This window comes from Maribacter sp. Asnod2-G09 (assembly GCF_045063795.1).
GTDB lineage: Bacteria > Bacteroidota > Bacteroidia > Flavobacteriales > Flavobacteriaceae > Maribacter.
The window spans coordinates 1,347,014-1,371,211 of the sequence record NZ_JBEFOA010000005.1; the positions used below are offsets into that span (position 1 = coordinate 1,347,014).

Here is a 24,198-nt window from a genome sequence, read left to right on the forward strand (position 1 = left end):
TTTTTTTGGGCTATTGTTCTATTTTTGCCACATGGCAAAGCAAGAAGATGATTTTAAGCGTGTAATTTCTCACGCAAAGGAATACGGATATGTATTTCAATCTAGTGAAATTTATGATGGTTTAAGTGCTATTTATGATTACGGTCAAAATGGTGTAGAACTTAAAAAGAATATACGCGACTATTGGTGGAAAGCCATGGTTCAGCTCAATGATAATATCGTTGGGTTAGATGCTGCAATTTTTATGCATCCGCTAACGTGGAAAGCTTCTGGGCATATAGATGCGTTCAATGATCCATTAATAGATAATAAAGATTCTAAAAAAAGATATAGAGCAGATGTTTTAGTCGAAGATTACGTCGCTAAAATTGATGCTAAAATTGAAAAAGAGGTCAACAAGGCTGCTAAGCGTTTTGGCGAAGCTTTTGATAAAGAACAGTTTTTGCAAACGAATCAGCGTGTAGTTGATTATCAAGAGCAGGGAAAAACAATCTTGAGTAGATTGGGTAAGTCTTTACAAAACGAAGATTTAGCCGATGTAAAAGCACTTATTGAAGAATTGGATATCGCGTGCCCAATGTCAGGTTCTAAAAACTGGACAGAGGTAAAGCAGTTTAATCTAATGTTCGGTACAAAGTTAGGTGCCAATGCAGAAACTGCAATGGATCTATTTCTTAGACCAGAAACTGCTCAGGGTATTTTTGTAAACTTCTTGAATGTTCAGAAATCTGGTCGTATGAAGCTTCCTTTCGGTATAGCACAGACCGGTAAAGCTTTTAGAAATGAAATTGTTGCAAGACAGTTTATTTTTAGAATGCGTGAGTTCGAACAGATGGAAATGCAATTCTTTATTCAACCAGGTACACAGAAAGAGTGGTATGAGGTTTGGAAAGAAAAAAGAATGAAGTGGCACTTATCTCTTGGTTTAGGTCAAGACAACTATCGTTTTCATGATCATGAGAAATTAGCACACTATGCAGATGCAGCATCAGATATAGAATTTCGTTTTCCATTTGGATTCAAAGAATTAGAAGGAATTCATTCTCGTACCGATTTTGATTTAAGCAGTCACGAAAAATTCTCGGGTAAGAAGTTACAGTATTTTGATCACGAGGTAAACAAAAACTATGTTCCTTACGTATTAGAAACTTCTATCGGTTTAGATAGAATGTTCTTGGCAGTATTCTCTAACTCACTTAAAGAGGAAGAATTGGAGAACAACACCACTAGAACAGTACTTAAGTTACCAGCTGTTTTAGCACCAGTAAAAGCGGCTATTTTACCGTTACTTAAAAAGGATGGCTTGCCAGAAATAGCACACCAAATTATAGATGACCTTAAATGGGATTTTAATGTGGTTTATGATGAAAAAGATGCGGTTGGTAGACGTTATAGAAGACAAGATGCCAATGGTACTCCTTTCTGTATTACTGTTGATCACCAATCGTTAGAAGACCAAACGGTTACTATTAGACATAGAGATTCTATGGAGCAAGAGCGTGTTGCCATATCTGCATTGAACGGTATCATTCATGATGCAGTAGATATGAAGACCTGGTTAAAGAAAATGGAATAGGTTAAAGGGTGTAATTCAATTTTACACCGCCATAATAATTAATAGTGTTCCCAGGGTAGAAATACCTTGGGGCATTTCCTCCAAATCCGGTAGCGTTAATTAATACTGATTGGGCGTATTTTGTGTCTGTTATATTATTAATTCCAAAATCTATGCCTACCCTTAATTTTTCTGTAATTTGATTTTTATAGCCCACTTTAATGTTTAATAAATTAAAGGAGTCACTATAAAGTGAATTTGCATCTGTTAGCGGAATTTCATCTATAAATTGATGGGTAATATTCGCAAATAATCCGTTTCCGAAATTAGTTTGTATACCAGAATTTATTTTGTTTTTGGGTACACCTGTTAATGCATTTTCAGAATAATCTTCATCAGCTTCCTCATCTATGAAATCAATAAATTTGTGATTACTGTAGGTATAGCTAATAAATGGCGATATCGTTATTTTATTCGTTAGGTTGATTCGATAAATCAAGTCTAAGTCAATACCTTGATGTTTTGTTTTACCTGCATTACGACCAATATATTGGTTATCGCCAACACGTTTAGCTACTAGTAAATTTTTGATGGGCATTAAGTAAAAGGCGACATCTAGCTTTAGCCTGTCGTCTTTGCTTTTATGTGCAATACCAATTTCATAGTTCGTACCTGTTTCTTGAACAATGTCCGGATTGATGATGCCGTCAGGCGTTAATGTTTCCTCTAAGCCAGGGTTAGAAAATCCGCGGCTAACATTCGCATAAAGTTGGTTTGTAGGTGTAATAGCGTAGTTTACATCTAAACTGGGCAAGAATAAGGTTTTAAAATCTCTATTAGCACTTGTGCTTGTTGCACCAGAGTTAAAAAGATCTCTAAAATCATATTGAGTTTTATTAATGTTTAATCCAAATTGTGCGGTCAACTTATTTGTAAATGAATATGATGCGGTAGCAAAACCATTAATTTGACTTCGAAATTCTTTGTTTTTAGATAATCGATCACCTTGTAAGCTTCCATTACCATTATTTTCTTGATAAAGGTTTTCAAATGTTCCCCAAGAGTATTCATCTTTATAAAGTTCACCGCCAAAAGTGTATGAAAGGGTATTTTCAGAAATAGCTACATTGCCAGAAAATAATGTTCTAAAACCATAGCCATTAGTGTATTCATCTAAAATATTAAACGGTGCAGGTTCATAATGATCTAAATAAGTATAAAATAAACTAGTAGTGTTTTTTAATTTTGAACTCGCGTGGTAGGTATGAGAAAGACCAATAAGACTATAATTATTGTCTTCATAACCTTTAGCAGACCTCCATGTAAATGCAGCCTGAGTTGGGTCTTCATCGAAATCTTCTTGGCTTATTGAGCTAGCAATTTGAGCAGAGTAATCAATATGATTTACCAGAAGTCCGACTTCACTTTTTTCTGAAAGTTTGAAAATGGTGTTTAAAAGGAATCCGTCACGTTCAAATCTATTATTTTCACGGTATCCATTAATCTCCATATGTCCGTATTGAAAGGTTATATAAAAATCCTTTTGTGAATGCGTAAATCCTAAACTGTTTTTAAATAATCCGTAAGAACCAATAGTAGTATTATTAGTGAACTTGGTAGGTTGGTCGCTAAGCTGTTTGGTGTTCAAGATAATTGCTCCGCCCAAATTGGTGCCAAATCCTGTTCCTTTTGGTCCCTTAATAATTTCAACTGATGTTAAGTTTTCTAGGTCAAAAGCTTCAATGGTCGAAGAGCCTGTACCATTGGTAATTGGAATATTATTATAGTACAGCCTTAGTTTATCTGTGCCGTATAATGTTCTTGAACCAACCCCTCTAATAGTTATTCTGTTGGTATTTAACGCTCCGGATAAAGCATAAAGTCCAGAAACTTGATTTATGGAACTAATGAAATCAACCGGACTATAATTTGCAAATGTAGTAGCGCCAATGGTTTGTGAAGGTATAATACCAATGGCATTTTTAGCTGTTAGTGTATCTACAACAATAACTTCGTTTAATTGGGTGACACTATCTTTTTCGACAGTGTTTTGTGCAAAAAGGGCTGAAGAAATTGAAAAAATAAGTAATAGGAGAAATATTCTTTTCATAGGATATTAAACCTCAAAAATACCTATTAAAAGCGGTAACCTAAAGATAAACCGGCTCTGAACATAAAGTCATCTTGAAAATCTTCTGGATTAATGTTTCTACCCAGACCACCATTTAATTCAATAGTAAATTTTTGACTTCTTGTTGCCCATTTATATCCGCCACCAAGACCAAGTGCTATGGTAGAGTAGTCATAATTTCTACTTCCTAGGGTTGCAGTGTCTACATCATCATCTTCACCAGTGTAATATAGTCCGAATACTTCAGCAAAAAGACCACTTTTAGGTCCGTAGCCAAAGTAGGCTCTTAAGTTCGGTCCTATTCCGAAATTACCATTGTAATCTGTTGCTTTACCATCAAAATACATAGTTCCGCCAATACTAGTATCTTCATTGATATAATACTCATATCCTAATTCAACCGTAGTGGTTACCAAAAACTGACCAATATTCAATTTTACCTCATGGCTGTTTTCGTCATTATAATAAGCCTGAGAAAAAGAAGAAGTGGTAATAAAAACTAAAAGAACTGAAAAAATAAACTTGTTCATGAGATGCGTTTAAAAGTGCAAATATTTTTTAAAGCTGTGAAATTATGATTTTAATAGAAAGTATGCACCTTTAATCTTCAACTCTTTTTTATTTTTAAGCCAAAATGAATAGAGATGAAGATCATATCTTATAATGTAAATGGAATAAGAGCAGCGTTAAGAAAGGGTTTTTTAGAATGGTTGGGTACCGTGTCGCCAGATGTAGTTTGTCTTCAAGAAATTAAGGCTAACGAGGATCAGTTAGATCTTTCATTGTTCGAAGAGGCGGGTTATAAATACAATTATTGGTATAGCGCACAAAAGAAGGGCTATAGCGGTGTTGCTATACTCTCTAAGACTGAACCAGATAATGTGGTGTTTGGTACAGGTATCGATTATATGGATTTTGAAGGAAGAAATATTCGTGCCGATTTTGGTGATATTTCTATCATGAGTATGTATTTGCCTTCAGGTTCAAATATGCAGCGTCTAGATTTTAAGCTTACTTATATGGCAGATTTTCAAGAGTATGCCGATAATCTTAAAAAGACGAATCCGAACTTAATAGTACTTGGAGATTATAATATTTGTCATGAAGCAATAGATATTCATAATCCTGTAGGATTAAAAAACGTATCAGGATTTTTACCGGTGGAAAGAGAATGGATAGGAGATTTCATGAAAAGCGGATTCATAGATAGTTTTAGGGAGTTTAATACTGAACCAGATAATTATACTTGGTGGAGTTATAGGGCGAATGCTAGAAATAACAATAAGGGTTGGCGCTTAGATTACGCCATGGTAGCTTCTACATTGAAAGACCGCTTGTCTAGGTCCGTAATTTTATCTGGAGCGAAGCACAGTGATCATTGCCCTATTTTAATAGAGCTAGAGAGTTAACGAAATGGATACAACTACCCTGATTATATTTAGTAATTTTGCGTTTAAAGATTGCAAATTTTAAGCTGAATGATTTATACCAATTTACCGCATACAGATATTGAAGTAAGTAAAATATGTTTGGGTACAATGACCTGGGGTAATCAAAATACCGAAGAAGAAGGTCATGAGCAAATTAATTATGCCCTTGATAAGGGAGTTAACTTTTTAGATACGGCAGAGCTATATCCTGTTCCTGCACATAAAGACAGGTATGCGGCTACCGAGAAAGTTATAGGTAATTGGTTTAAAAAAAACGGTAATAGAGAAGATATCGTTTTAGCTTCTAAAATTGCAGGAAAAGCCGATATGACGAAGTTTATTCGTACAACCGGTTTTACCAGAGAATCTATTATTGATGCGGTAGAAGGCAGTTTGCAGCGTTTACAAACAGATTATATCGATTTATATCAACTGCATTGGCCGGACAGAAGCACAAACTATTTTGGTCAAAGAGGCTACAAGCATGATATATCTGACCACTGGGAAGATAATATTCATCAGGTTTTAGAAACCATGCGCGATTTAATACGCGAAGGTAAAATTAAACATGTGGGCATATCTAACGAAACACCTTGGGGTACCATGCGCTTTTTAGAGGAGAGTAAAGTACATGGAACATTACCAAGAACCATTACGGTTCAAAATCCATATAGTTTATTGAATAGACTGTTTGAAGTAGGTATGGCAGAAATTTCTATGAGAGAGCAAGTAGGTTTGTTGGCATATTCTCCGATGGGATTTGGTGCATTGAGTGGTAAATATTTAGGTGATCGCATGCCAGAAGGTTCTCGATTAAGTTTATTTCCTCATTATAATAGATATATCGGCGATACAGCTGTAGAGGCGACAAAAAGATATTATGATTTGGCACAGGCAAATGGTCTAACGTTAGCGCAAATGGCTTTGGCGTTTGTAAATACGAGACCTTTTGTTACTAGTACTATTATTGGCGCCACAAGCATCAGGCAATTAGAAGAAAATATTGGTAGTATAGATGTTGATTTATCCGAAGATGTTTTAAAAGAAATAGAAGTCATTCACAACTCAATACCAAATCCAGCACCATAATATGGGAAGCCTTATTTTATTAAAAATCGGATTCGGACAAATAGTTCTTATTCTAGTAGTGATAATAATCATTATGGTTTTAGCTAGAATAATGAGAGACAAGCGCTAACTGAATAAATTACCGGCAATTTCTTCAATTTTTGAAGCCATCAAAATTTTAATTTTGGTTGATTTAAGACCTATTTTATTGCTTTTTGAAATAATTATGGTGTCATAACCTAGTTTTTCAGCTTCAAGAATACGTTGCTCAACCCGTTGTACCGGTCTAATTTCACCAGCTAAACCAACTTCTGCAGCAAAACAAATACCCTTGTCAATTGGTATGTCTTCATTGCTTGATAGAATTGCGGCAACAACCGCTAAATCAATAGCAGGATCATCTACTGAAATACCACCAGTTATATTCAAGAAAACATCTTTAGCACCTAGTTTAAAGCCGGCACGCTTTTCTAATACCGCCAATAACATATTTAGTCTTTTGGCATTATAACCAGTTGTAGAACGTTGAGGTGTTCCGTAAACGGCAGTACTTACTAATGCTTGAATTTCTATAAGTAAGGGGCGCATGCCTTCTACGGTTGAGGCGATTGCTGTACCACTTAATCCGTCATCATTTTTAGAAATCAATACTTCAGAAGGGTTGTTGACTTCGCGCAATCCACTACCTTGCATTTCGTAAATACCCAATTCTGCTGTTGACCCGAATCTGTTTTTTAGTGATCTAAGAATACGATATACATAATTACGATCACCCTCAAATTGCAGAACGGTATCGACCATGTGCTCTAGAATTTTAGGTCCGGCAATAGAGCCATCTTTAGTGATGTGACCAATAAGAATTACTGGTGTGTTCGTCTCTTTGGCAAATTTTATAAGCTCGGCAGTACATTCTCGTATTTGTGATATACTACCTGCGGCAGATTCTATGTAGTCAGAATGAAGTGTTTGTATAGAATCGATAACTACAATATCGGGTTCTGTAGCTTCAATCTGTTTAAAGATATTTTGGGTTTTCGTTTCCGTTAGAATAAAACAGGTTTGGCTATTTGGGTGAATTCTGTCGGCACGCATTTTAATTTGCTTTTGGCTTTCTTCACCAGAAACATATAGCGTTTTATAAGGTAGTTTTAAAGCGATTTGTAGCAGTAAGGTACTTTTTCCGACACCAGGTTCACCGCCAAGAAGTACTAATGCACCTGGTACTAAGCCGCCACCAAGAACTCTGTTGAATTCGAGGTCAAAAGTGTTTAGGCGCACTTCTTTTTCAATACTAATTTCATTGACCAAAAGAGGTTTAGAAACTCTTTTAGATGTTTGAGAGGGAGTTTTCCAACTAGCCTTCTCTTCTTTTTGTACCACTTCTTCAACAACGGTATTCCATTGTTTACAAGCAGAGCATTGTCCTACCCATTTGGCATATTGAGTACCACAATTTTGACAAAAAAATGCAGTTTTAGTTTTGGCCATCTTTAGCTTTTATTGAAAAAGCTAAAGGTAGCAAGAAGTTTGAAACGATTATATTTTAGAATGAAATTATAGGCTAATTTTCACCGGACCGTTCTTTTTTAAAAGCACTAAAGGCGAGGAAAAATGATGCCCACGCCATAAATAGGGCAATACCGTTATAGGCTAAGATAAATTCTCCTTTTAAGCCAAAATAAGTAAAGAGCACTCCGGAGAACACGAAGTACATTGCGTCAATTTTAATCATAATTAAGTAGGTTAGGCTAATTTGGGATAGCCGTTTATTTAATATAATAATTTTTAAAAACCGAAATCGGCTTTTAGTGCATCCATTTTTTCAAGGGCCATTTCTTTAGTTAAAAAATCTATTTCTTCCATTTGAAAAGATTTTTCAAATGTTCTTAATGCTTTTTTAGGCTCACCAAGTTGTTCATAGTACTCAGCTTCAAAATAAAAACCTAACATCGTCTCTGGGTATTCTTTTTTACAAAGGTCAGATAAAGGTTTAAGCGACTCAAAATCCTCTTTTTTACGAGATGCCGCATATATTGCCATAATATCATTTAATTCAACAGGCTTGCTAAAACCGAACATATCGACAATACCTTGGTATTTGTTTTCTAAGTAGTCATAAACCGGCTCTTCACTAGTTAATATCTGAGTTTTGTATTCCTTCGGACTAATAGGTTTAAACATTCCGAAGATGTTATCAAACGCTTTTCCGATGCCATAGGTAGCAACAGAAATATGATCTGCATTTGAATATTCATCAAAGAAATAATGCAAAGACTCTTTGTCTATAGCTTTCAAATCTTTATCCATTGCTAAAATTCGCTGCTTGTCATTACTAGCTTCTCCCTCAACAATTAACTGATAGAATATTTGGTCTTCAATAATTCCTAATCGCATAGGTACTCTGCTTTCCATTTCTGGAGCAAGAGTAGGTGAGATACTTACATAGCCATCAAAAACAGAATTGTCTTTAAACAACCAGTAGTTCATGAAGTTAGCTGTAATGTCATAGCCTACAATCATTTTAAAAGGCGCAGTACTGTAATTTAGGTCCAGGTAAGGTATTAGTTCCATTCCTATAAATTCATAAAAACTTTTTCCTTTTTCTGAAGGCAGGCCGCTATCTTGATCAAAGGCACAATCTTCATACCTTAAATCATTTTCGCTTTGGTTTATACCTACAACAATACTTTGGGGCATACCGTGAAAACGACTATAAAATTTTGAATTTGCCACTACCTGTTCAAATAGATATTCACCGTCAAGTACAATGATTAAAGGGTACTTTTTGGTTTCATCCATGTTCTCAGGAAAGTAGTAGTGTACATCTCTTCGTTCTTGAAGTTTAAAAGATTCGAAGATTTCTTGTGTCACTTGTGCATAGGAGGTTATCCCAAATAAAAGTGCGAATATTAAAGCTATATAGCGCATAAAAGGTAATTGTTAGTTGAAAAAAACTATTTACTACGGTTTAATAACGGTAATAAAAGAAAAGATATTGCACCAAAAACAACTATCATTAGCGTCTGTGCTATCCATATTATCCATCCGAAGGCATCGCCAGATACTGCGCTGATCCCGAAGATGGATAAAGCACTACTTACGGCAATGGGGTAAAGACCTATGCCGCCATTGGTGGTTGCCATGGCAAAAGCCCCAGCCACAAAGGCGACCAAGAGTTGGCTAAGCGTTAAAGAAATGGTTTCTGGAACTGTAAATTTGATAATCCAAAGCATGCCGATATAGCATCCCCAAATGAAGAAAGTATGAAAAATAAATAACCATTTATTTTTCATTTTAAAAATACTGAATACTCCGTCAAAAAGTCCTTTTACAAATGTTTTGATTTTTTGAGCAAATGCACTTTTAGATTTTTTAATTATAAAAATAAAAACAAAGAATAAAGCTATACCCGCCAGTGCTAGAAGTATGAGTCCGGTGGCGTTGAAACCACGTTCTTGAAGAATGCCCATAATAACATCGGTCTGTAGTAAAAATGCTACTGCTACTATTAAAAGTAGCATAATTACATCTATAACTCGTTCGGTTACAATAGTGCCAAATCCTTTTTCAAAAGGAACATTTTCGTAAGTAGTCAGCGCTGTTGCTCTTAATATTTCGCCAGTTCTAGGGATGCCTAAATTGGCAAAATAAGAGGTTAGTATAATTAAGATGTTATTAGTGAGTTTAGGCTTGTATCCTAAAGGTTCTAAAAGATAGTTCCAGCGAACTGCTCTAGAAATATGTCCTAAAATACCTAGTAAAACAGAGAGAAATACATAAAGCGGATTCGCTTCTTTAATGTAAAAGATAATCTCTTTTCTATTTTCTGGTGTTGTTGAATTGTAAGAGTACCAAACTAAAAAAACTCCCAATGCAATTGGGAGTATGGTCTTAAGATTTTTTTTTAGGGTATTCGTCAACTTTTAGGTTAAAAGATTATTTGCCTCATTAGGAAAAACTAAAGAAGGGTTGAATTTTTTTGCGTCCTCAATATCCATCCAAGTATAAGAAATTAAAATTAAAATATCACCAACAGATACTTTTCTTGCGGCAGCTCCATTTAGCGTAATTTCTCCACTTTTTCTTGGACCGGGGATAATGTAGGTCTCTAATCTTTCGCCATTATTATTATTGACAATCTGAACTTTCTCGCCACGAATAAAATTTGCGGCATCCATTAAATCTTCATCAATAGTAATACTACCTACATAATTAAGGTCGGCACCAGTAACTTTTACTCGATGTATTTTTGATTTAACTACTTCTATTTGCATATCTTATACTAATTTAAGGCTATATTATCTATGAGTCTTACGTCTTCAACATAAACGGCAATAAATGCCCTGTATTTTACATTATTTATTTTATTCTGAATTGGGGTCAATGTTTCAACATCTGTAATATCAAAATATTCTAATTGAAATTCGTCAATTTTTTCAAATTCCTTAGCCACCCAATCTTTAACGTTTAATGCATTTTCCATGCCAAATTTTATTTTGGCAGTTTTTAATGTATCATATATAAAAGAAGCTTTAAGTCGTATTCCTTCGCTTAACCTTTCATTTCTTGAGCTCATTGCCAAACCATGATTCTCTCTTATTATTTCACAGCCTATTATTTCAACAGGTATATGTTGTATTTCGGTAAGTTTTTGAATGATACGTAATTGTTGAAAATCTTTCTCTCCAAAATAAGCTCTCGTAGGTTTTACAGTTTTAAGAAGCTCTTCCACTATTGTGCCAACACCATTAAAATGGTCATCTCTAAATTCGCCTTCCATAACCTTGTCAAGTCCTTCAAAATCATAGATTTTTGGTATAACGGTGTCTGGGTATATTTCGGCTACATCAGGTGCAAAAACTATAATTTCATCTGAAATAGCTGAAATTAATTGAACATCAGCTGCTAAAGTTTTTGGGTATTTGTCTAAATCTTCCTTGTTATTAAATTGTGTAGGGTTGACAAAAATACTTACAACTACAATCTTATTTTCTTTAACTGCTTTTTGTATTAGCGATGCATGCCCCTTATGCAGGGCGCCCAAAGTGGGTACAAGACCTAAGTCTTGATTGTTGCCTAATTTATTTAGTTCTTCTGTTAGCTTATTTTTGGTCTGTATTACCGGCATTGAAAAGTTCATTAGCGAGCAAACTTACTATAATTACTGCTAATCTCTATATTTTTTGTAATTTTGCAGTTGCGTTTCAGTGAAAAATAAAATATAACCTCTATGAATGGTAAAAAGATATTATTTGTATCTTCTGAATTAGTTCCTTACTTACCCGAAAACGAAGTTTCCCTAATGTCTTATGAAACACCTAGAATGGTCAACAGCAATGGTGGTCAGATCAGGATTTTCATGCCTAGATACGGAAACATTAACGAAAGAAGGCATCAATTACACGAAGTAATTAGATTATCAGGTATGAACTTGGTCATCAATGATATGGATATGCCATTGATTATTAAGGTGGCGTCCATACCTAAAGAGAGAATTCAAGTTTACTTCATCGATAACGAAGAGTACTTTAAGCGTAAAGCTACGTTTACAGACAAGCAAGGGAACCTTTTTCCAGATAACGACCAACGTGCAATTTTCTTTGCAAAGGGAGTTATGGAAACTGTAAAAAAATTAAATTGGTCACCAGACATTATCCATGTTCATGGGTGGATGGCAAGTTTATTGCCGTTATATCTTAAGAAGTATTATGCTGACGAGCCACTTTTTGCAGACAGTAAAATTGTATTGTCGGTTTACGGTAAAACCTTTGAAGGCTCTTTGGATAAAGAAATGGTTAAGAGAATTGCTTTTGATGGTATTCCAGAAGAAGCGATTGAGTCTTTAGGTGATCCTACTTATAATAATTTGTTAAAGGTAGCTGTTGATTATTCTGATGCAGTTATTTTAGCTTCGGAAGATATTCCAGAAGAATTAGAAAACCATATTTCCAACCAAGAAAAACCAGTGTTGCCATATGTACCTGTTCAAGAGTTTGAAGAGGCGTATGCTAATTTTTATAACACCGAAGTTTTAAAATAATCTGAATGAATTTTATTGCTAATTCCGCTCTTCCCAAATTTTCGGGATTGTTATTGATATTGGGTCTTTTGGTTTCTTGTGAGCAAGATTTAACTACCGTAGGTTCTGGTGTAGTTGGTAATGAGCCATTTACGACAGGTACAGAAGTTTATGATGTTTTTGCATATAATAAGAACATTGAAGCTGTGCAGACCAATAAATTGCCAATATATCAATTAGGTACTTATAATGACCCTATATATGGTAGAACAGATGCTTCGGTAACATCGCAACTATTTCTTAGTGCGGCAAGTCCTTCGTTTGGTAGTTTTTCTCAAGATAAAGAAGACAGGGAGGGGTTAGAAGATGAATCTATTACAACTGTACAAGAAAATGAGACTATTAAAGAGGTATACCTGTATATTCCTTTTTTAACAAATACGAGTTCGTTAGATAGTGATGGTGATGGCGTAGCAGATGAATTTGACGCTGAGCCAGATAATAGTGATAACGATAATGATGGGGACGGAGTTTCTAATATTATTGAGACTGCATCTAACACAGATCCATTAGATGATACCAGTGTAGATGAAGATCGAGATGGTTTTAATGATGAAGGAGGCGCGGCAATTATAGCTAATAACTTTGCGAAAAAAGTAGAATTAGATAGTATTTATATAAATGGTGTTAACTATGATGATGTGGGCGGGTCAAATTTACCTTCATTTAATTTGAAGGTTGAGCGTTCTACGTTTTTCTTACGTGACTTGGATCCAAGTGCAAGTTTTCAAGAAGCACAAGCATACTATTCTAATCAAGTTTTTTCGCCTGATTTTGTTACAGGTAATCCATTGTTCGATGGTGTAGTTGAAATTATCGATGAAGAAATATTAATACTGAATGAAGATGACGATTCTACGGAAGATGTAGATGAATCTTTGACATTTACCAAACTTCAGCCAGGTATTAGAGTAGCATTAGATAATGAGTTTTTTCAAACTAATATTCTAGATAAAGAAGGTGATTCAGAATTGATCAGTCAATCAAATTTTACTGAGTTTATTCGCGGACTCCACTTTTCAATAACCGATGATACGGGTAACGATGTTATGTTATTGTTTGACTTAAAAAGCTCTAATATTACTATGACTTATAGTTATACTAACTATGATACTAATGGTACTGTTGATGACACAAGTGATGATAATCCAAATAATATTTTAGAAAAAGATTTTACGTTTTCATTCTTAACGGGGAGTACCAGTGGTGCAGTTTCAGGTAATGCGGTAAATACCTTAATTACAGAAAATTATGGCCCACAGATTGTACAAGCGTTAGATAATGGCGAGAATGCATCGAGAGTATATTTAAAAGGAGGTGCGGGTACTTATGCTGAAATTAATCTTTTTGAAGAAGATGGTGGTGAAAGTATTTTAGAACAAATTAAAAGTGAAAACTGGGTTATAAATGAAGCCAATTTGGTTTTTTACATAGACAGAGATCAACTAGATGCTTCTGGCAGTAAGTTAGAGCCGCCAAGACTTTATTTATATAATGCAGAGAATAAATTTCCTTTGATAAATACGCTGACAGAACAGATTGATACTGGTTCACCTGCACTGTTTGGTACTTATCTTAATTATGATGGCATTATAGAGAAATCTAGCGATAAGGGAGTTAAGTATTCTGTCAAGATAACTGACCACATCAATAATATGGTAGTACGAGACTCTACGAATGCAACTTTAGCATTGACATTGACTACTAATATTCAAAACTGGAGTATAGCAGATGCGAAAGTAGTGGGTGGTGAAGAAAGGTTGGCAATGACATCGACAGTTACTCCGCTAGGTACCATTCTTTATGGTAGTAATCTTGAGGCTACAGATCCTGATTTTGACAAAAGGTTAAAACTTGAAATATCATATACTAAAGCAGATTAGAAAATACTATAAGTATAGTGTTCCAATTTTGTTTATAGTTTATATACCACTTCCGAATTATTTACGTTGTATAACCTAAATGGTCTAAATATTAGGCTTGTTCGTATATCTAATGTTCAATTAAATATTAGATAAAATTTTTAAATTGATAGTAATATGTGTGGAATTGTTGGATACATAGGGTATAGGGAAGCTTTTCCTATAGTTATAAAAGGACTTCAAAGATTAGAATACCGTGGTTATGATAGTGCAGGTATTGCATTGTTTGATGGTAACCAAATAAATCTAGCCAAAACGAAAGGCAAGGTTGAAGATTTAAAAAATAAAGCTAAAGAGATTTCTCAAAAGGGTTCTATTGGTATAGGTCATACCCGTTGGGCAACCCATGGTGTACCAAATGATGTTAATTCACATCCCCATTATTCTAATTCGGGCGAGTTGGTAATAATCCATAATGGTATTATTGAAAACTATGAGGCTATAAAGCAAGAATTAACAAAACGTGGTTATACTTTTCAATCAGATACAGATACAGAAGTTTTAATTAATTTAATAGAAGAAGTTCAAAAGACTGAGGGTGTTAAATTAGGGAAGGCAGTTCAGATTGCGCTTAATCAAGTGGTCGGTGCATATGCCATTGCAGTTTTTGATAAGAAAAAACCAGATGAAATTGTAGTTGCTAAATTAGGTAGCCCTTTGGCTATTGGAATTGGTGAAGGTGAATTTTTTATCGCTTCAGATGCATCTCCTTTCATTGAGTTTACAAATAATGCTGTTTATCTTGAAGATGAAGAGATGGCTATTATTAGATTAGGAAAAGAAATTAAGCTTAGAAAAATAAAGGATGATTCCGTTGCTTATCCAAGAATTTTGGAGCTTCAGATGAATCTTGAGGAAATTGAAAAAGGTGGTTATGATCACTTTATGTTGAAAGAGATTTATGAGCAACCAAGAGCTATAAAAGATACCTATAGAGGTCGTTTATTGGCTGACCAAGGTTTAATAAGAATGGCGGGAATCGACCTTAACATGGAAAAATTCTTAAACGCCAATAGAATTATAATAGTAGCATGTGGTACTTCATGGCATGCTGGTTTAGTTGCTGAGTATATATTTGAAGATTTGGCAAGAATTCCTGTAGAGGTAGAGTATGCATCAGAATTTAGATATAGAAATCCTGTAATAACAGATAAAGATGTTTTAATTGCAATTTCACAATCAGGTGAAACTGCAGATACTTTAGCAGCTATAAAATTAGCTAAAGAAAAAGGTGCTTTCGTTTTTGGAGTTTGTAATGTGGTAGGTTCGTCTATTGCACGAGAATCAGATGCTGGCGCATATACGCATGCCGGACCTGAAATTGGTGTTGCATCTACAAAAGCATTTACTACTCAAATTACGGTTCTTACGTTAATGGCGTTAAAATTGGCTAAGGCGAAAGGTGTTTTCTCTGAATCTAGGTATCATGAATATTTAACTGAATTGGAAACAATTCCGAGTAAGGTTGAAAAGTCTTTAGAGTCTAACACGCTTATAGAAATTATAGCAGATGTTTATAAAGATTCAACTAATTGTCTTTATTTAGGTAGAGGTTATAATTTCCCTGTAGCATTAGAAGGAGCTCTTAAGTTGAAAGAGATTAGTTACATTCATGCAGAGGGTTATCCTGCTGCAGAAATGAAGCACGGTCCTATAGCATTAATTGATGAGCATATGCCAGTTTTTGTAATAGCAACTAAAAAGGGGCATTATGAAAAGGTAGTAAGTAATATTCAAGAAATTAAATCTAGAAAAGGTAAGATTATTGCAATCGTTACCGAAGGTGATGAGCAAGTAAGAGATTTGGCAGATCATGTAATTGAAGTGCCTGAAACTTTAGAAAGCTTAACTCCGTTATTAACTACAATTCCTTTGCAATTACTTTCTTATCATATTGCAGTAATGAGAAATTGTAATGTAGATCAACCAAGAAACCTTGCTAAATCGGTTACGGTAGAATAAAATTTATATTTTAGAAGATTATAAAGGGGCGTGATTTATTTCACGTCCCTTTTTTATTTGTATGTGCTTCTTTTTTATGTAGATAAATCAAATTTGGAGAGATTTTCTGAGGACTGTTATAGTTAAGTTAATTGCGTATTTCTTAAAATTACACATATTTGGTTACGAGAATTTTACTATGCACGCATAATTTTTTTCAAATTCTTATACTTCGTTTAAAATAATCTGTATCTTAACCCTCAACTAATTTTAAACTTTGATTAAGAATGAGAACAATACTACTTTTAGCATTGATGGTTATTGGTACTTTTGGGTATTCCCAGACCAATATCAATGGTAATGTTGTTGACCAAAACAACGCGCCTATCCCTGGGGCCAATATTGTTATTGTTGGCACAACCATTGGTACTGTAACAGATTTTGATGGTAATTTCAATTTAGCAACATCCGAAGTACCGCCTTTTAAAATAGAGGTATCGAGTATTGGGTATACTAGTACTACAGAAAGTATCGCTAGTGCAAGCCAAACGATTACAATTACTTTAAATGAATCACAAACCTTTTTAGATGAGGTTGTAATTTCGGCATCTAGAACTCCAGAACGTATTTTCGAATCGCCGGTAACGGTTGAAAGAATAGGTGTTTCTGAAATAAAGAACACAACAGCTGCCGATTTCTATGGCGGACTAGAGAATTTGAAAGGTGTTGATGTAAACACAAATAGTTTAACCTTTAAATCTGTAAACACTAGAGGTTTTGCTTCTTTTGCAAATACACGTTTCATGCAACTTGTAGACGGTATGGATAACTCTACACCGGCATTAAACTTCCCTATCGGTAACTTGGTTGGTATGGTTGAAACAGATGTACTTAGTGTTGAATTATTACCAGGTGCTTCATCTGCATTATATGGTGCAAATGCTTTTAACGGTATTTTGTTCATGCGTAGCAAGAGTCCTTTCGATTACGAAGGTATTAGTGTTTCTATTAAACAAGGTATAACTTCTCAACAAGCTGCCGGTGATAATTCTTATACTGATTTCGGTATTAGAGCTGCACATAAGTTCAGTGATAAGTTTGCTGTGAAAGTTAATTTCGGTTACTTAAAAGGAACAGATTGGGCTGCAAATAATCAAGATGATAAAACTACGCCAGGCGGTACAAGAGCTGATTTGAACTATGATGGGGTAAATATTTATGGAGATGAGGTTTCTACAAACATAAAAGAAGTAGCGCTTACTTTAGAAGGTCTGGGTATATTGCCTTCTGGCGCAAATGCCTTGGTTCCTTCAGAAGTAGTAAGTAGAACTGGTTATAGTGAAAGTGATCTTACAAATTACAATGCAGAAAGTATAAAGGCTGATTGGGGTTTATTTTATAGACCTATTGAAGATAATAGTTTAGAGCTTTCTTATGTTGGTAAAGTGGGTACGGGTAATACAATTTATCAAGGTACTAATAGATATAACATTAAAGGCTTCTTTCAGGAGCAGCATAAACTTGAAATCAAAAACGATAACTTTTTTGTAAGGGGTTATATGGTTGGCGATAAGTCAGGTGACTCTTACGATATGGTATTTACGGGTATTAATATTAACAGAGCATGGAAAGATGATAATACTTGGTTCGGTGAATATACTGGTACATATGTACAGGCTACTTTAGGTGGAGCAACAGATGAACAAGCACATGCTGCCGCTAGAGCTCAAGCAGAATCTGGAAGATATTTACCAGGTTCACCTGAATTTGAAGCTGCTTTTAATAGAAGTGTTGCTGATCCAGATTTATCTACAGGTTCAAAATTTCAAGATGCTTCAAAATACTACCATGCAGATGCTAATTATAACTTTAGTCATTTAATCGATTGGGCAGAAATTCAATTAGGTGGTTCTTTTAGGGAATATGATTTAAATTCTTCTGGTACTATTTATACAGATTTCGATGGTCCAATTAGGTATTCTGAATTCGGAATTTATTCTCAAGTACAAAAAACACTTCCTTTTGAAGGTGAAAAGAGTTTAAAGCTAACAGGTTCTGTGAGGTATGATAAGTCAGAGCTTTTTGATGGTTTTTATTCTCCAAGATTATCTGCTGGTTATACATTGAGCAGAAATCATAATATTAGGGCTTCTGCTCAAACAGGTTTTAGAAATCCTACTACTCAAGATCTTTTTATTGGTTTAGATGCTGGTAGAGCAATTTTAGTTGGGTCTGCTTCAGATAATTTAGATCGTTATACTAGAGATTATGCAGTAAGTGCAAGTGGTCAACTTTTGGGTCAGCCATCACAAATTACACAAACTGGTGGTGCTGCATACACTAATTCATATTCTGCAGCTTCTGTAACCGCTTTAGGCGAAACAGGAAATCCTGCGGTTTTAGAAGTTTCTAATCCAGACTTAATTAAGCCAGAAAAAGTTACCTCTTTCGAAATTGGGTACAGAGGTAAGATTAATAAGCTAGTTGTAGATTTTAGTACCTATTATAATAGTTACGAAGATTTCATTTCTCAAGAGGTAGTTATTGCTCCGTTCTATGGTGAAGCAGGTGATGGTGCACTTTCTGTAGCTGCAATAGCAAATGGAGATTTTCAAGCATATAGCGCTTACACGAATACTGATGCGAATGTTAATTCGTACGGAGCATCTTTAGGGTTGGATATGAAAGTACTTGGTAATTTTGATTTAGGTGGTAGTTATACCTTTACTAAATTAGATTTTGACCGTGAGGCTAATCCAGATGTAATGTTGAATTTCAACACGCCAGAGCATAAGTTCAAGGCATCGTTTGGTAACAAAGAGTTATTTGATAATTTCGGATTCAATGTATCATACAGATTTAGCGATGATTATTACTGGGAAGCTACTTTTGGTAATGGCGTTGTTCCAGAATTTCATGTAGTAGATGCTCAAATTAATTACGATGTGCCAAGTATCAAATCTTCTTTTAAATTAGGAGGTACAAACCTTACTAATAAAGAATACTTCACAGCATTCGGTACCGGGTATATTGGTTCTATGTACTACCTATCTTGGACAATTAACAACTAATTAAAATCAAAAGTTGAAATGAAAAACTTAAAATATTTATACATTTCTTTAGGTGTCTTGGCTTTTACAGCTTGTAATGACCCAGAAGATGTTGACTTTGAGCCAGAAGTAATGGCTGAAGAGCTACCTGTCTTAACTGCAGGATCAGCAGATTTTTCTAATTATGTTTCTTTAGGAAATTCGTTAACTGCAGGTTTTACAGATGGTGCCTTGTTTCAAGCAAGTCAGTCATTATCTATGCCTAATTTATTGTCTCAAAAATTCAGTCTTGCTGGTGGTGGTAGTTTTGTACAACCATTAACTAGTGATAATATAGGTGGTTTAGCACTTGCTGGCACACGAATTCAAAGTCCGAGATTGGTCTTTGGTGGTGCGGGTCCAGTTGGCTTAGAGACTCTAATCGGAGATGTTACGGTTACTACTGATATTGCATTGAACAATCCTACAGGTCCTTTTAATAATTTAGGAGTACCTGGAGCGAAAAGTTTTCACTTATTGGCACCTGGTTACGGTAATATAGCCAACGTACAATTAGGTCTTGCTAATCCTTATTTCGTAAGAATGACAGGTGCAACACCAGATATTAGTGTATTACAAATGGCAGTAAGCCAAGCACCTAGCTTTTTCTCTCTATGGATAGGTAATAATGATGTGTTAGGATACGCTACCACAGGTGGTGACGGGTCAAACCCTATTACTCCTGTTTCTGGTGCGCCAGGCCAAGGTTTTGATGGAAGTTACGGCGCATTGATTGCAACGTTAACTGCAACAGGCGCACAAGGAGTTGTTGCAAATATTCCTAATGTTACAGATGTACCACATTTTACAACGGTACCTCATAATCCTTTAGACCCTACTAATCCAGATTTTGGAGGACAAATAGCGACGTTAAATGGAATCTTCGGACAATTAAATCAGGTTTATGAATTTTTAGGAGTTCCAGAGCGATCAATTAAATTTTCAGAAACTAAGGCGAGTGAAGTAGTTATTAGAGATGAAACGTTAACAGATTTATCTGCTCAAATTGCGGGTGTATTAAGTGCTAGTCCAACATTCCCTGCATTTGTACAGTCATTTGGCTTACCAGTACAAGCGGCACCATTAGTTGCTGGGTTATTAGGTAACACTTATGGTCAAACAAGAGAAGCTACTGCTTCAGATTTATTTGTTTTGCCAAGTTCTGCAATAATAGGAACTGTAAATGTAGAATCTGTAGGTGCTTTAATGGCAGCAGGTTTGCCACAAGCGTTAGCAGGTCAGTTTTCGGTTGAAGGTATTTCTCTTCCTTTAGAAGATAAGTGGGTGCTAATACCTAGCGAGCAAGAAGAAATTGCGGTAGCTACGGCAGCATTTAATCAAATTATAGAAGCTACGGCTAGTCAAGCAGGTTTAGCTTTTGTAGATGCAAATACTTTATTGAATCAATTGGCTAATGGTGGTATCACTAGTGGAGATTTCACTTTACAATCAAATTTAGTGACAGGTGGAGCCTTCTCTTTAGATGGTATTCATCCAACAGCTAGAGGTTATGCATTGTTGGCAAATGAGTTTATGAAAGCGATTGATGCTACATATGGCTCTAATTTTGAGACATCAGGTAGCTTATTGAATGTTGGTGATTACCCGACTAACTACCCGGCTACACTGCAATAGACGTATATAAAATAGTAAGATTTAAAAGGTGCTTTACAGGCACCTTTTTACTTTTGTAAAAAAGGAAAAAAACAATTTTTCTTTAAAATTGAAAACTATATCTTTGCAGCCTGAAAATGAGAGCATTTTTCAGAATATATTAAACGTAATACATAAACATATAAGTAATGTCAAAAGTTACAGGTAAAGTTTCGCAAATCATTGGACCCGTGGTTGATGTAGAATTTCAGTCAGGTGCTGATCTTCCTAGAATCTATGATTCCTTAGAAATTGTAAACAAGGATAAGTCGATTTTAGTATTAGAAGTACAATCTCATGTAGGTGAAAACACGGTAAGAACTATCTCAATGGATTCTACCGATGGTTTAAGCAGAGGAGTAGATGTAGTTGCTACAGGTAGTGCGATTCAAATGCCAGTAGGTGATGACGTATATGGTCGTTTATTCAATGTGATTGGTGATGCTATTGATGGTTTAGGTGATTTGCCTAAAGCAGGTAAAGATGGTCTTCCAATACACAGAGAAGCACCAAAATTCGAAGATCTTTCAACTTCTACTGAAGTTTTATTTACAGGTATTAAAGTAATCGATTTGATCGAACCTTATGCAAAAGGTGGTAAAATTGGATTATTTGGTGGTGCTGGTGTAGGTAAAACAGTATTGATTCAAGAATTGATTAACAACATTGCAAAAGGTCATGGTGGTCTTTCTGTATTTGCTGGTGTAGGTGAAAGAACTCGTGAAGGAAATGATTTACTTCGTGAGATGTTAGAATCAGGTATTATAAAATACGGTGATGATTTCATGCATTCTATGGAAGAAGGCGGATGGGATCTTACCAAAGTTGATAAAGAAGCAATGAAAGGTTCAAAAGCGACTTTCGTTTTTGGTCAAATGAACGAGCCACCAGGAGCACGTGCTAGAGTTGCACTTTCAGGTTTGACAATTGCTGAGTATTTCCGTGATGGAGCAGGTGAAGGTCAAGGTAAAGATGTACTTTTCTTCGTAGATAACATTTTCCGTTTTACACAAGCAGGTTCAGAGGTATCGGCACTATTGGGTCGTATGCCATCTGCGGTAGGTTACCAACCAACGTTGGCAACAGAGATGGGTGCTATGCAAGAACGTATTACATCAACTAAAAGAGGTTCTATTACTTCTGTACAGGCGGTTTACGTACCTGCAGATGATTTAACGGATCCAGCACCGGCAACAACGTTTGCTCACTTAGATGCAACAACGGTATTGTCTCGTAAAATTGCTGAGCTAGGTATTTACCCAGCGGTAGATCCATTAGATTCTACATCAAGAATTTTAACAGCTGAAATTTTAGGAGATGAGCATTATGCTTGTGCACAAAGAGTAAAAGAGCTTTTACAACGATATAAAGAACTTCAAGATATTATTGCCATCTTAGGTATGGAAGAATTATCTGAAGAAGATAAATCTGCCGTAGGTAGAGCAAGACGTGTACAACGTTTCTTATCTCAACCTTTCCACGTAGCAGAACAATTTACAGGTCTTAAAGGTGTGTTAGTTGATATTAAAGAGACTATCAAAGGCTTTAACATGATTATGGATGGTGAATTAGATCACTTACCAGAATCTGCTTTTAACCTTAAAGGTACGATCGAAGAGGCTATCGAAGCAGGTGAAAAAATGTTGACTGAAGCTTAAATCTAGTAAACAGTAGGCGGTAGCAGTTTGCAGTTTTGCATTCGATTATTGAACACTGATTACTGAATACTGAAAAAATATGTATTTAGAAATTGTATCACCAGAAGCAACATTATTTGCAGGCGAAGTAACTTCGGTTACGGTACCAGGTATAAATGGTGAGTTTCAAATGTTAAAAGACCACGCCCCAATTGTATCATTGTTACAAGAAGGGAAGGTTAAAATTTCAGGTAATATTTCTTTAGATGAAGAATATGCCTCTAAGTTCACAAAAGATGCTAGCGGTAGTACTGTATTACAAATTTCTAGCGGTACTATTGAGCTTAAGAATAATAGAGTTATTGTGCTTGCAGATTAACTAGTACATTTTATTATAAATTATAAAGGCTACATCGAAAGATGTAGCCTTTTTTTATTCTTTTTCATATGCTAAAATATCTGCAGGCTGACAATCTAAAGCTTTACAAATGGCTTCTAGTGTAGAAAAACGAATTGCTTTAGCTTTACCTGATTTTAGAATAGAAAGGTTGGCTTCGGTAATACCAATCATTTCAGCAAGTTCTTTACTCTTCAGATTGCGTTCAGATAATACGTTGTTTAAGTTTACGACTATGCTCATAGTTATATGGTTAGGTCGTTTTCAGATTGTACGTTAAATCCCTTTTGAAACACGTTAGTAAGAAACAAAGAAATCATTCCAAATATAATCAGTAGAATAAGATTGTGAATATTTCTTAATTCATTATGATGCATTATTGGGAATTGAATTAGAAAGTATAAAACAGGACCAGCAATTAAATTTAGGATGGTTAAGAGTTTTAAATTTTTGATGATGCCTTTATTAAATATGACAGTTTGTTTTAGGGCTTTAAAAATGTTAGAAAGTAAATATAGCAGTAGAATTCCGAAAATTAAAGTTAGGGTAATCGTTAGGATATCGCTAAACTGATAATCACCTTGTATAGAACTTCCAGTAAGGGGAATTTTCATATCAAATCTACGGTCTTTAACCGTAAATCTATCAGTAATAAAAGCAAATTCCATATAGGTTAGAAAAGTTAAGAGTACAATTGAAATACTTCTAAAAATATAATAGAAGAAGGTTGAAAGTGATTTTGGACCGAATATTTTCATTGTATTCTGTTTATATGGTTAAGTCGTTTTCGTTTTTAAAATTTGAAGCTAATTTGAGTACATTACTTTGAATGACGAAAAACAAACCCATAATGGTTATCATTATTTGTGAAAAAATATTGTTATCAAAATAAACATTGAGTCTGTTCTCGATAATAAATTCTTCAATGAATATTAATATAAAAACTAAATAACTCGAAATAGAGCTAATAATTAGAAAGTTACCGGTTGTTCTTAGTTTTTTCGGGAGGGAAATATCAAAATGATTTTTTGACACCATAATTTTTGCAGCATCTTTTAGATTTTTTATCCCTATTATTAGCAATATATAAGAAATAAGAGATAGAATAAAAAGTGACCAACTGAAAAAGCTCCAATCAAAAACATCTTTATTGTCTTGACCAATTGATCTTAGGCCAGTTGGCAAATTTAGAAATAGACCAGCAAATCCAACACAGAGTAAAACAAACAAAACATCTATTATTAATTTAAATTTTTTTGAATTATTCATAATATAATTATTGTTTAACGATAACAA

At 34.8% G+C, this 24,198-nt stretch carries 21 protein-coding genes; 10 read left to right on the forward strand and 11 right to left on the reverse strand.

The genetic code is table 11. The annotated features are described in order from the left end of the window. The first annotated feature begins 31 nt into the window (after nucleotides 1-31). The gene (locus ACJJVT_RS17835) at nucleotides 32-1,576 is read left to right on the forward strand and encodes a glycine--tRNA ligase (RefSeq protein WP_405400517.1); all 1,545 of its coding nucleotides are present in this window, start codon (nucleotides 32-34) and stop codon (nucleotides 1,574-1,576) included. A 1-nt stretch (nucleotide 1,577) separates the two neighbouring features. Here ACJJVT_RS17835 and ACJJVT_RS17840 read toward each other — a convergent pair whose 3' ends face one another. Continuing rightward, nucleotides 1,578-3,665: a TonB-dependent receptor family protein gene (locus tag ACJJVT_RS17840; RefSeq protein ID WP_405400519.1), complete on the reverse strand. Its 2,088-nt coding sequence runs from the start codon at nucleotides 3,663-3,665 to the stop codon at nucleotides 1,578-1,580. A 26-nt stretch (nucleotides 3,666-3,691) separates the two neighbouring features. Further along, nucleotides 3,692-4,216, reverse strand: coding sequence for a DUF3575 domain-containing protein (locus tag ACJJVT_RS17845; protein ID WP_405400521.1), 525 nt, complete (start codon nucleotides 4,214-4,216; stop codon nucleotides 3,692-3,694). 114 nt (nucleotides 4,217-4,330) lie between these two features. On the opposite strand from ACJJVT_RS17845, the gene ACJJVT_RS17850 reads away from it, so the two are divergent. Together ACJJVT_RS17850 and ACJJVT_RS17855 are read left to right on the forward strand one after the other, a co-directional pair. After that, nucleotides 4,331-5,095 (forward strand): exodeoxyribonuclease III, encoded by a 765-nt coding sequence (locus ACJJVT_RS17850; RefSeq protein ID WP_405400523.1) that lies wholly within the window; start codon nucleotides 4,331-4,333, stop codon nucleotides 5,093-5,095. 69 nt (nucleotides 5,096-5,164) lie between these two features. Next, nucleotides 5,165-6,205 (forward strand): aldo/keto reductase, encoded by a 1,041-nt coding sequence (locus ACJJVT_RS17855; protein ID WP_405400525.1) that lies wholly within the window; start codon nucleotides 5,165-5,167, stop codon nucleotides 6,203-6,205. Nucleotides 6,206-6,310: 105 nt separating this feature from the next. Here ACJJVT_RS17855 and radA read toward each other — a convergent pair whose 3' ends face one another. From radA to panC, 6 genes are all read right to left on the reverse strand, one after another. Continuing rightward, on the reverse strand, nucleotides 6,311-7,672 hold the full coding sequence (gene radA / locus ACJJVT_RS17860; protein ID WP_405400526.1) for a DNA repair protein RadA: 1,362 nt from the start codon (nucleotides 7,670-7,672) through the stop codon (nucleotides 6,311-6,313). A 73-nt stretch (nucleotides 7,673-7,745) separates the two neighbouring features. Further along, nucleotides 7,746-7,916, reverse strand: a complete 171-nt coding sequence (locus ACJJVT_RS17865) for a hypothetical protein (RefSeq protein WP_155941599.1) — start codon at nucleotides 7,914-7,916, stop codon at nucleotides 7,746-7,748. Between the two features lie 53 nt (nucleotides 7,917-7,969). Continuing rightward, nucleotides 7,970-9,112: an alpha/beta hydrolase gene (locus tag ACJJVT_RS17870; RefSeq protein WP_405400528.1), complete on the reverse strand. Its 1,143-nt coding sequence runs from the start codon at nucleotides 9,110-9,112 to the stop codon at nucleotides 7,970-7,972. 26 nt (nucleotides 9,113-9,138) lie between these two features. Then, nucleotides 9,139-10,104: a lysylphosphatidylglycerol synthase transmembrane domain-containing protein gene (locus tag ACJJVT_RS17875; protein ID WP_405400529.1), complete on the reverse strand. Its 966-nt coding sequence runs from the start codon at nucleotides 10,102-10,104 to the stop codon at nucleotides 9,139-9,141. A gap of 3 nt (nucleotides 10,105-10,107) precedes the next feature. Beyond that, nucleotides 10,108-10,458 carry an aspartate 1-decarboxylase gene (gene panD, locus ACJJVT_RS17880; protein ID WP_073240922.1) on the reverse strand — a complete coding sequence of 117 codons (351 nt, stop codon included), beginning with the start codon at nucleotides 10,456-10,458 and terminating at the stop codon, nucleotides 10,108-10,110. An 8-nt stretch (nucleotides 10,459-10,466) separates the two neighbouring features. Beyond that, nucleotides 10,467-11,312, reverse strand: a complete 846-nt coding sequence (gene panC / locus ACJJVT_RS17885) for a pantoate--beta-alanine ligase (RefSeq protein ID WP_405400531.1) — start codon at nucleotides 11,310-11,312, stop codon at nucleotides 10,467-10,469. A gap of 102 nt (nucleotides 11,313-11,414) precedes the next feature. Here panC and ACJJVT_RS17890 point away from each other — a divergent pair, with 102 nt between their 5' ends. The 7 genes from ACJJVT_RS17890 (at nucleotide 11,415) to ACJJVT_RS17920 (ending at nucleotide 22,884) form a co-directional block, all read left to right on the forward strand. Beyond that, complete coding sequence (locus ACJJVT_RS17890) at nucleotides 11,415-12,224, forward strand: glycogen/starch synthase (protein ID WP_405400533.1); 810 nt, start codon at nucleotides 11,415-11,417, stop codon at nucleotides 12,222-12,224. 5 nt (nucleotides 12,225-12,229) lie between these two features. Next, nucleotides 12,230-14,146: a DUF4270 domain-containing protein gene (locus tag ACJJVT_RS17895; protein WP_405400535.1), complete on the forward strand. Its 1,917-nt coding sequence runs from the start codon at nucleotides 12,230-12,232 to the stop codon at nucleotides 14,144-14,146. Nucleotides 14,147-14,302: 156 nt separating this feature from the next. Further along, entirely contained in the window at nucleotides 14,303-16,147 is a 1,845-nt protein-coding gene (gene glmS / locus ACJJVT_RS17900; protein ID WP_405400537.1) for a glutamine--fructose-6-phosphate transaminase (isomerizing), read from the forward strand. A 266-nt stretch (nucleotides 16,148-16,413) separates the two neighbouring features. Continuing rightward, nucleotides 16,414-19,197 carry a TonB-dependent receptor gene (locus ACJJVT_RS17905; protein ID WP_405400539.1) on the forward strand — a complete coding sequence of 928 codons (2,784 nt, stop codon included), beginning with the start codon at nucleotides 16,414-16,416 and terminating at the stop codon, nucleotides 19,195-19,197. A gap of 18 nt (nucleotides 19,198-19,215) precedes the next feature. After that, complete coding sequence (locus ACJJVT_RS17910; protein ID WP_405400541.1) at nucleotides 19,216-20,850, forward strand: SGNH/GDSL hydrolase family protein; 1,635 nt, start codon at nucleotides 19,216-19,218, stop codon at nucleotides 20,848-20,850. Between the two features lie 167 nt (nucleotides 20,851-21,017). Further along, complete coding sequence (gene atpD, locus ACJJVT_RS17915; RefSeq protein ID WP_405400543.1) at nucleotides 21,018-22,526, forward strand: F0F1 ATP synthase subunit beta; 1,509 nt, start codon at nucleotides 21,018-21,020, stop codon at nucleotides 22,524-22,526. 79 nt (nucleotides 22,527-22,605) lie between these two features. Then, entirely contained in the window at nucleotides 22,606-22,884 is a 279-nt protein-coding gene (locus ACJJVT_RS17920) for a F0F1 ATP synthase subunit epsilon (RefSeq protein WP_133688414.1), read from the forward strand. A 54-nt stretch (nucleotides 22,885-22,938) separates the two neighbouring features. Here the strand turns inward: ACJJVT_RS17920 and ACJJVT_RS17925 are convergent, their stop codons facing one another. From ACJJVT_RS17925 to ACJJVT_RS17935, 3 genes are read right to left on the reverse strand one after another with little or no spacing between them, the layout of a single operon-like run. Continuing rightward, complete coding sequence (locus ACJJVT_RS17925; RefSeq protein ID WP_133688413.1) at nucleotides 22,939-23,145, reverse strand: helix-turn-helix transcriptional regulator; 207 nt, start codon at nucleotides 23,143-23,145, stop codon at nucleotides 22,939-22,941. A gap of 2 nt (nucleotides 23,146-23,147) precedes the next feature. After that, nucleotides 23,148-23,660 carry a DUF2975 domain-containing protein gene (locus ACJJVT_RS17930; RefSeq protein WP_405400545.1) on the reverse strand — a complete coding sequence of 171 codons (513 nt, stop codon included), beginning with the start codon at nucleotides 23,658-23,660 and terminating at the stop codon, nucleotides 23,148-23,150. Between the two features lie 10 nt (nucleotides 23,661-23,670). Further along, entirely contained in the window at nucleotides 23,671-24,171 is a 501-nt protein-coding gene (locus tag ACJJVT_RS17935; RefSeq protein ID WP_405400547.1) for a DUF2975 domain-containing protein, read from the reverse strand. Nucleotides 24,172-24,198: the final 27 nt, after the last annotated feature.

Excerpts from the sequence above, each read along its gene's own strand:
- ACJJVT_RS17890 (WP_405400533.1), top strand. The coding sequence starts at position 11,415 with ATGAATGGTAAAAAGATATTATTTGTATCTTCTGAATTAGTTCCTTAC.
- ACJJVT_RS17925 (WP_133688413.1), bottom strand. The coding sequence starts at position 23,145 with ATGAGCATAGTCGTAAACTTAAACAACGTATTATCTGAACGCAATCTG.
- ACJJVT_RS17930 (WP_405400545.1), bottom strand. The coding sequence starts at position 23,660 with ATGAAAATATTCGGTCCAAAATCACTTTCAACCTTCTTCTATTATATT.
- ACJJVT_RS17905 (WP_405400539.1), top strand. The coding sequence starts at position 16,414 with ATGAGAACAATACTACTTTTAGCATTGATGGTTATTGGTACTTTTGGG.
- panD (WP_073240922.1), bottom strand. The coding sequence starts at position 10,458 with ATGCAAATAGAAGTAGTTAAATCAAAAATACATCGAGTAAAAGTTACT.
- atpD (WP_405400543.1), top strand. The coding sequence starts at position 21,018 with ATGTCAAAAGTTACAGGTAAAGTTTCGCAAATCATTGGACCCGTGGTT.
- ACJJVT_RS17855 (WP_405400525.1), top strand. The coding sequence starts at position 5,165 with ATGATTTATACCAATTTACCGCATACAGATATTGAAGTAAGTAAAATA.
- radA (WP_405400526.1), bottom strand. The coding sequence starts at position 7,672 with ATGGCCAAAACTAAAACTGCATTTTTTTGTCAAAATTGTGGTACTCAA.
- ACJJVT_RS17865 (WP_155941599.1), bottom strand. The coding sequence starts at position 7,916 with ATGATTAAAATTGACGCAATGTACTTCGTGTTCTCCGGAGTGCTCTTT.
- ACJJVT_RS17850 (WP_405400523.1), top strand. The coding sequence starts at position 4,331 with ATGAAGATCATATCTTATAATGTAAATGGAATAAGAGCAGCGTTAAGA.
- ACJJVT_RS17870 (WP_405400528.1), bottom strand. The coding sequence starts at position 9,112 with ATGCGCTATATAGCTTTAATATTCGCACTTTTATTTGGGATAACCTCC.
- ACJJVT_RS17895 (WP_405400535.1), top strand. The coding sequence starts at position 12,230 with ATGAATTTTATTGCTAATTCCGCTCTTCCCAAATTTTCGGGATTGTTA.
- ACJJVT_RS17840 (WP_405400519.1), bottom strand. The coding sequence starts at position 3,665 with ATGAAAAGAATATTTCTCCTATTACTTATTTTTTCAATTTCTTCAGCC.
- panC (WP_405400531.1), bottom strand. The coding sequence starts at position 11,312 with ATGCCGGTAATACAGACCAAAAATAAGCTAACAGAAGAACTAAATAAA.
- ACJJVT_RS17910 (WP_405400541.1), top strand. The coding sequence starts at position 19,216 with ATGAAAAACTTAAAATATTTATACATTTCTTTAGGTGTCTTGGCTTTT.
- ACJJVT_RS17845 (WP_405400521.1), bottom strand. The coding sequence starts at position 4,216 with ATGAACAAGTTTATTTTTTCAGTTCTTTTAGTTTTTATTACCACTTCT.
- ACJJVT_RS17920 (WP_133688414.1), top strand. The coding sequence starts at position 22,606 with ATGTATTTAGAAATTGTATCACCAGAAGCAACATTATTTGCAGGCGAA.
- glmS (WP_405400537.1), top strand. The coding sequence starts at position 14,303 with ATGTGTGGAATTGTTGGATACATAGGGTATAGGGAAGCTTTTCCTATA.
- ACJJVT_RS17935 (WP_405400547.1), bottom strand. The coding sequence starts at position 24,171 with ATGAATAATTCAAAAAAATTTAAATTAATAATAGATGTTTTGTTTGTT.
- ACJJVT_RS17835 (WP_405400517.1), top strand. The coding sequence starts at position 32 with ATGGCAAAGCAAGAAGATGATTTTAAGCGTGTAATTTCTCACGCAAAG.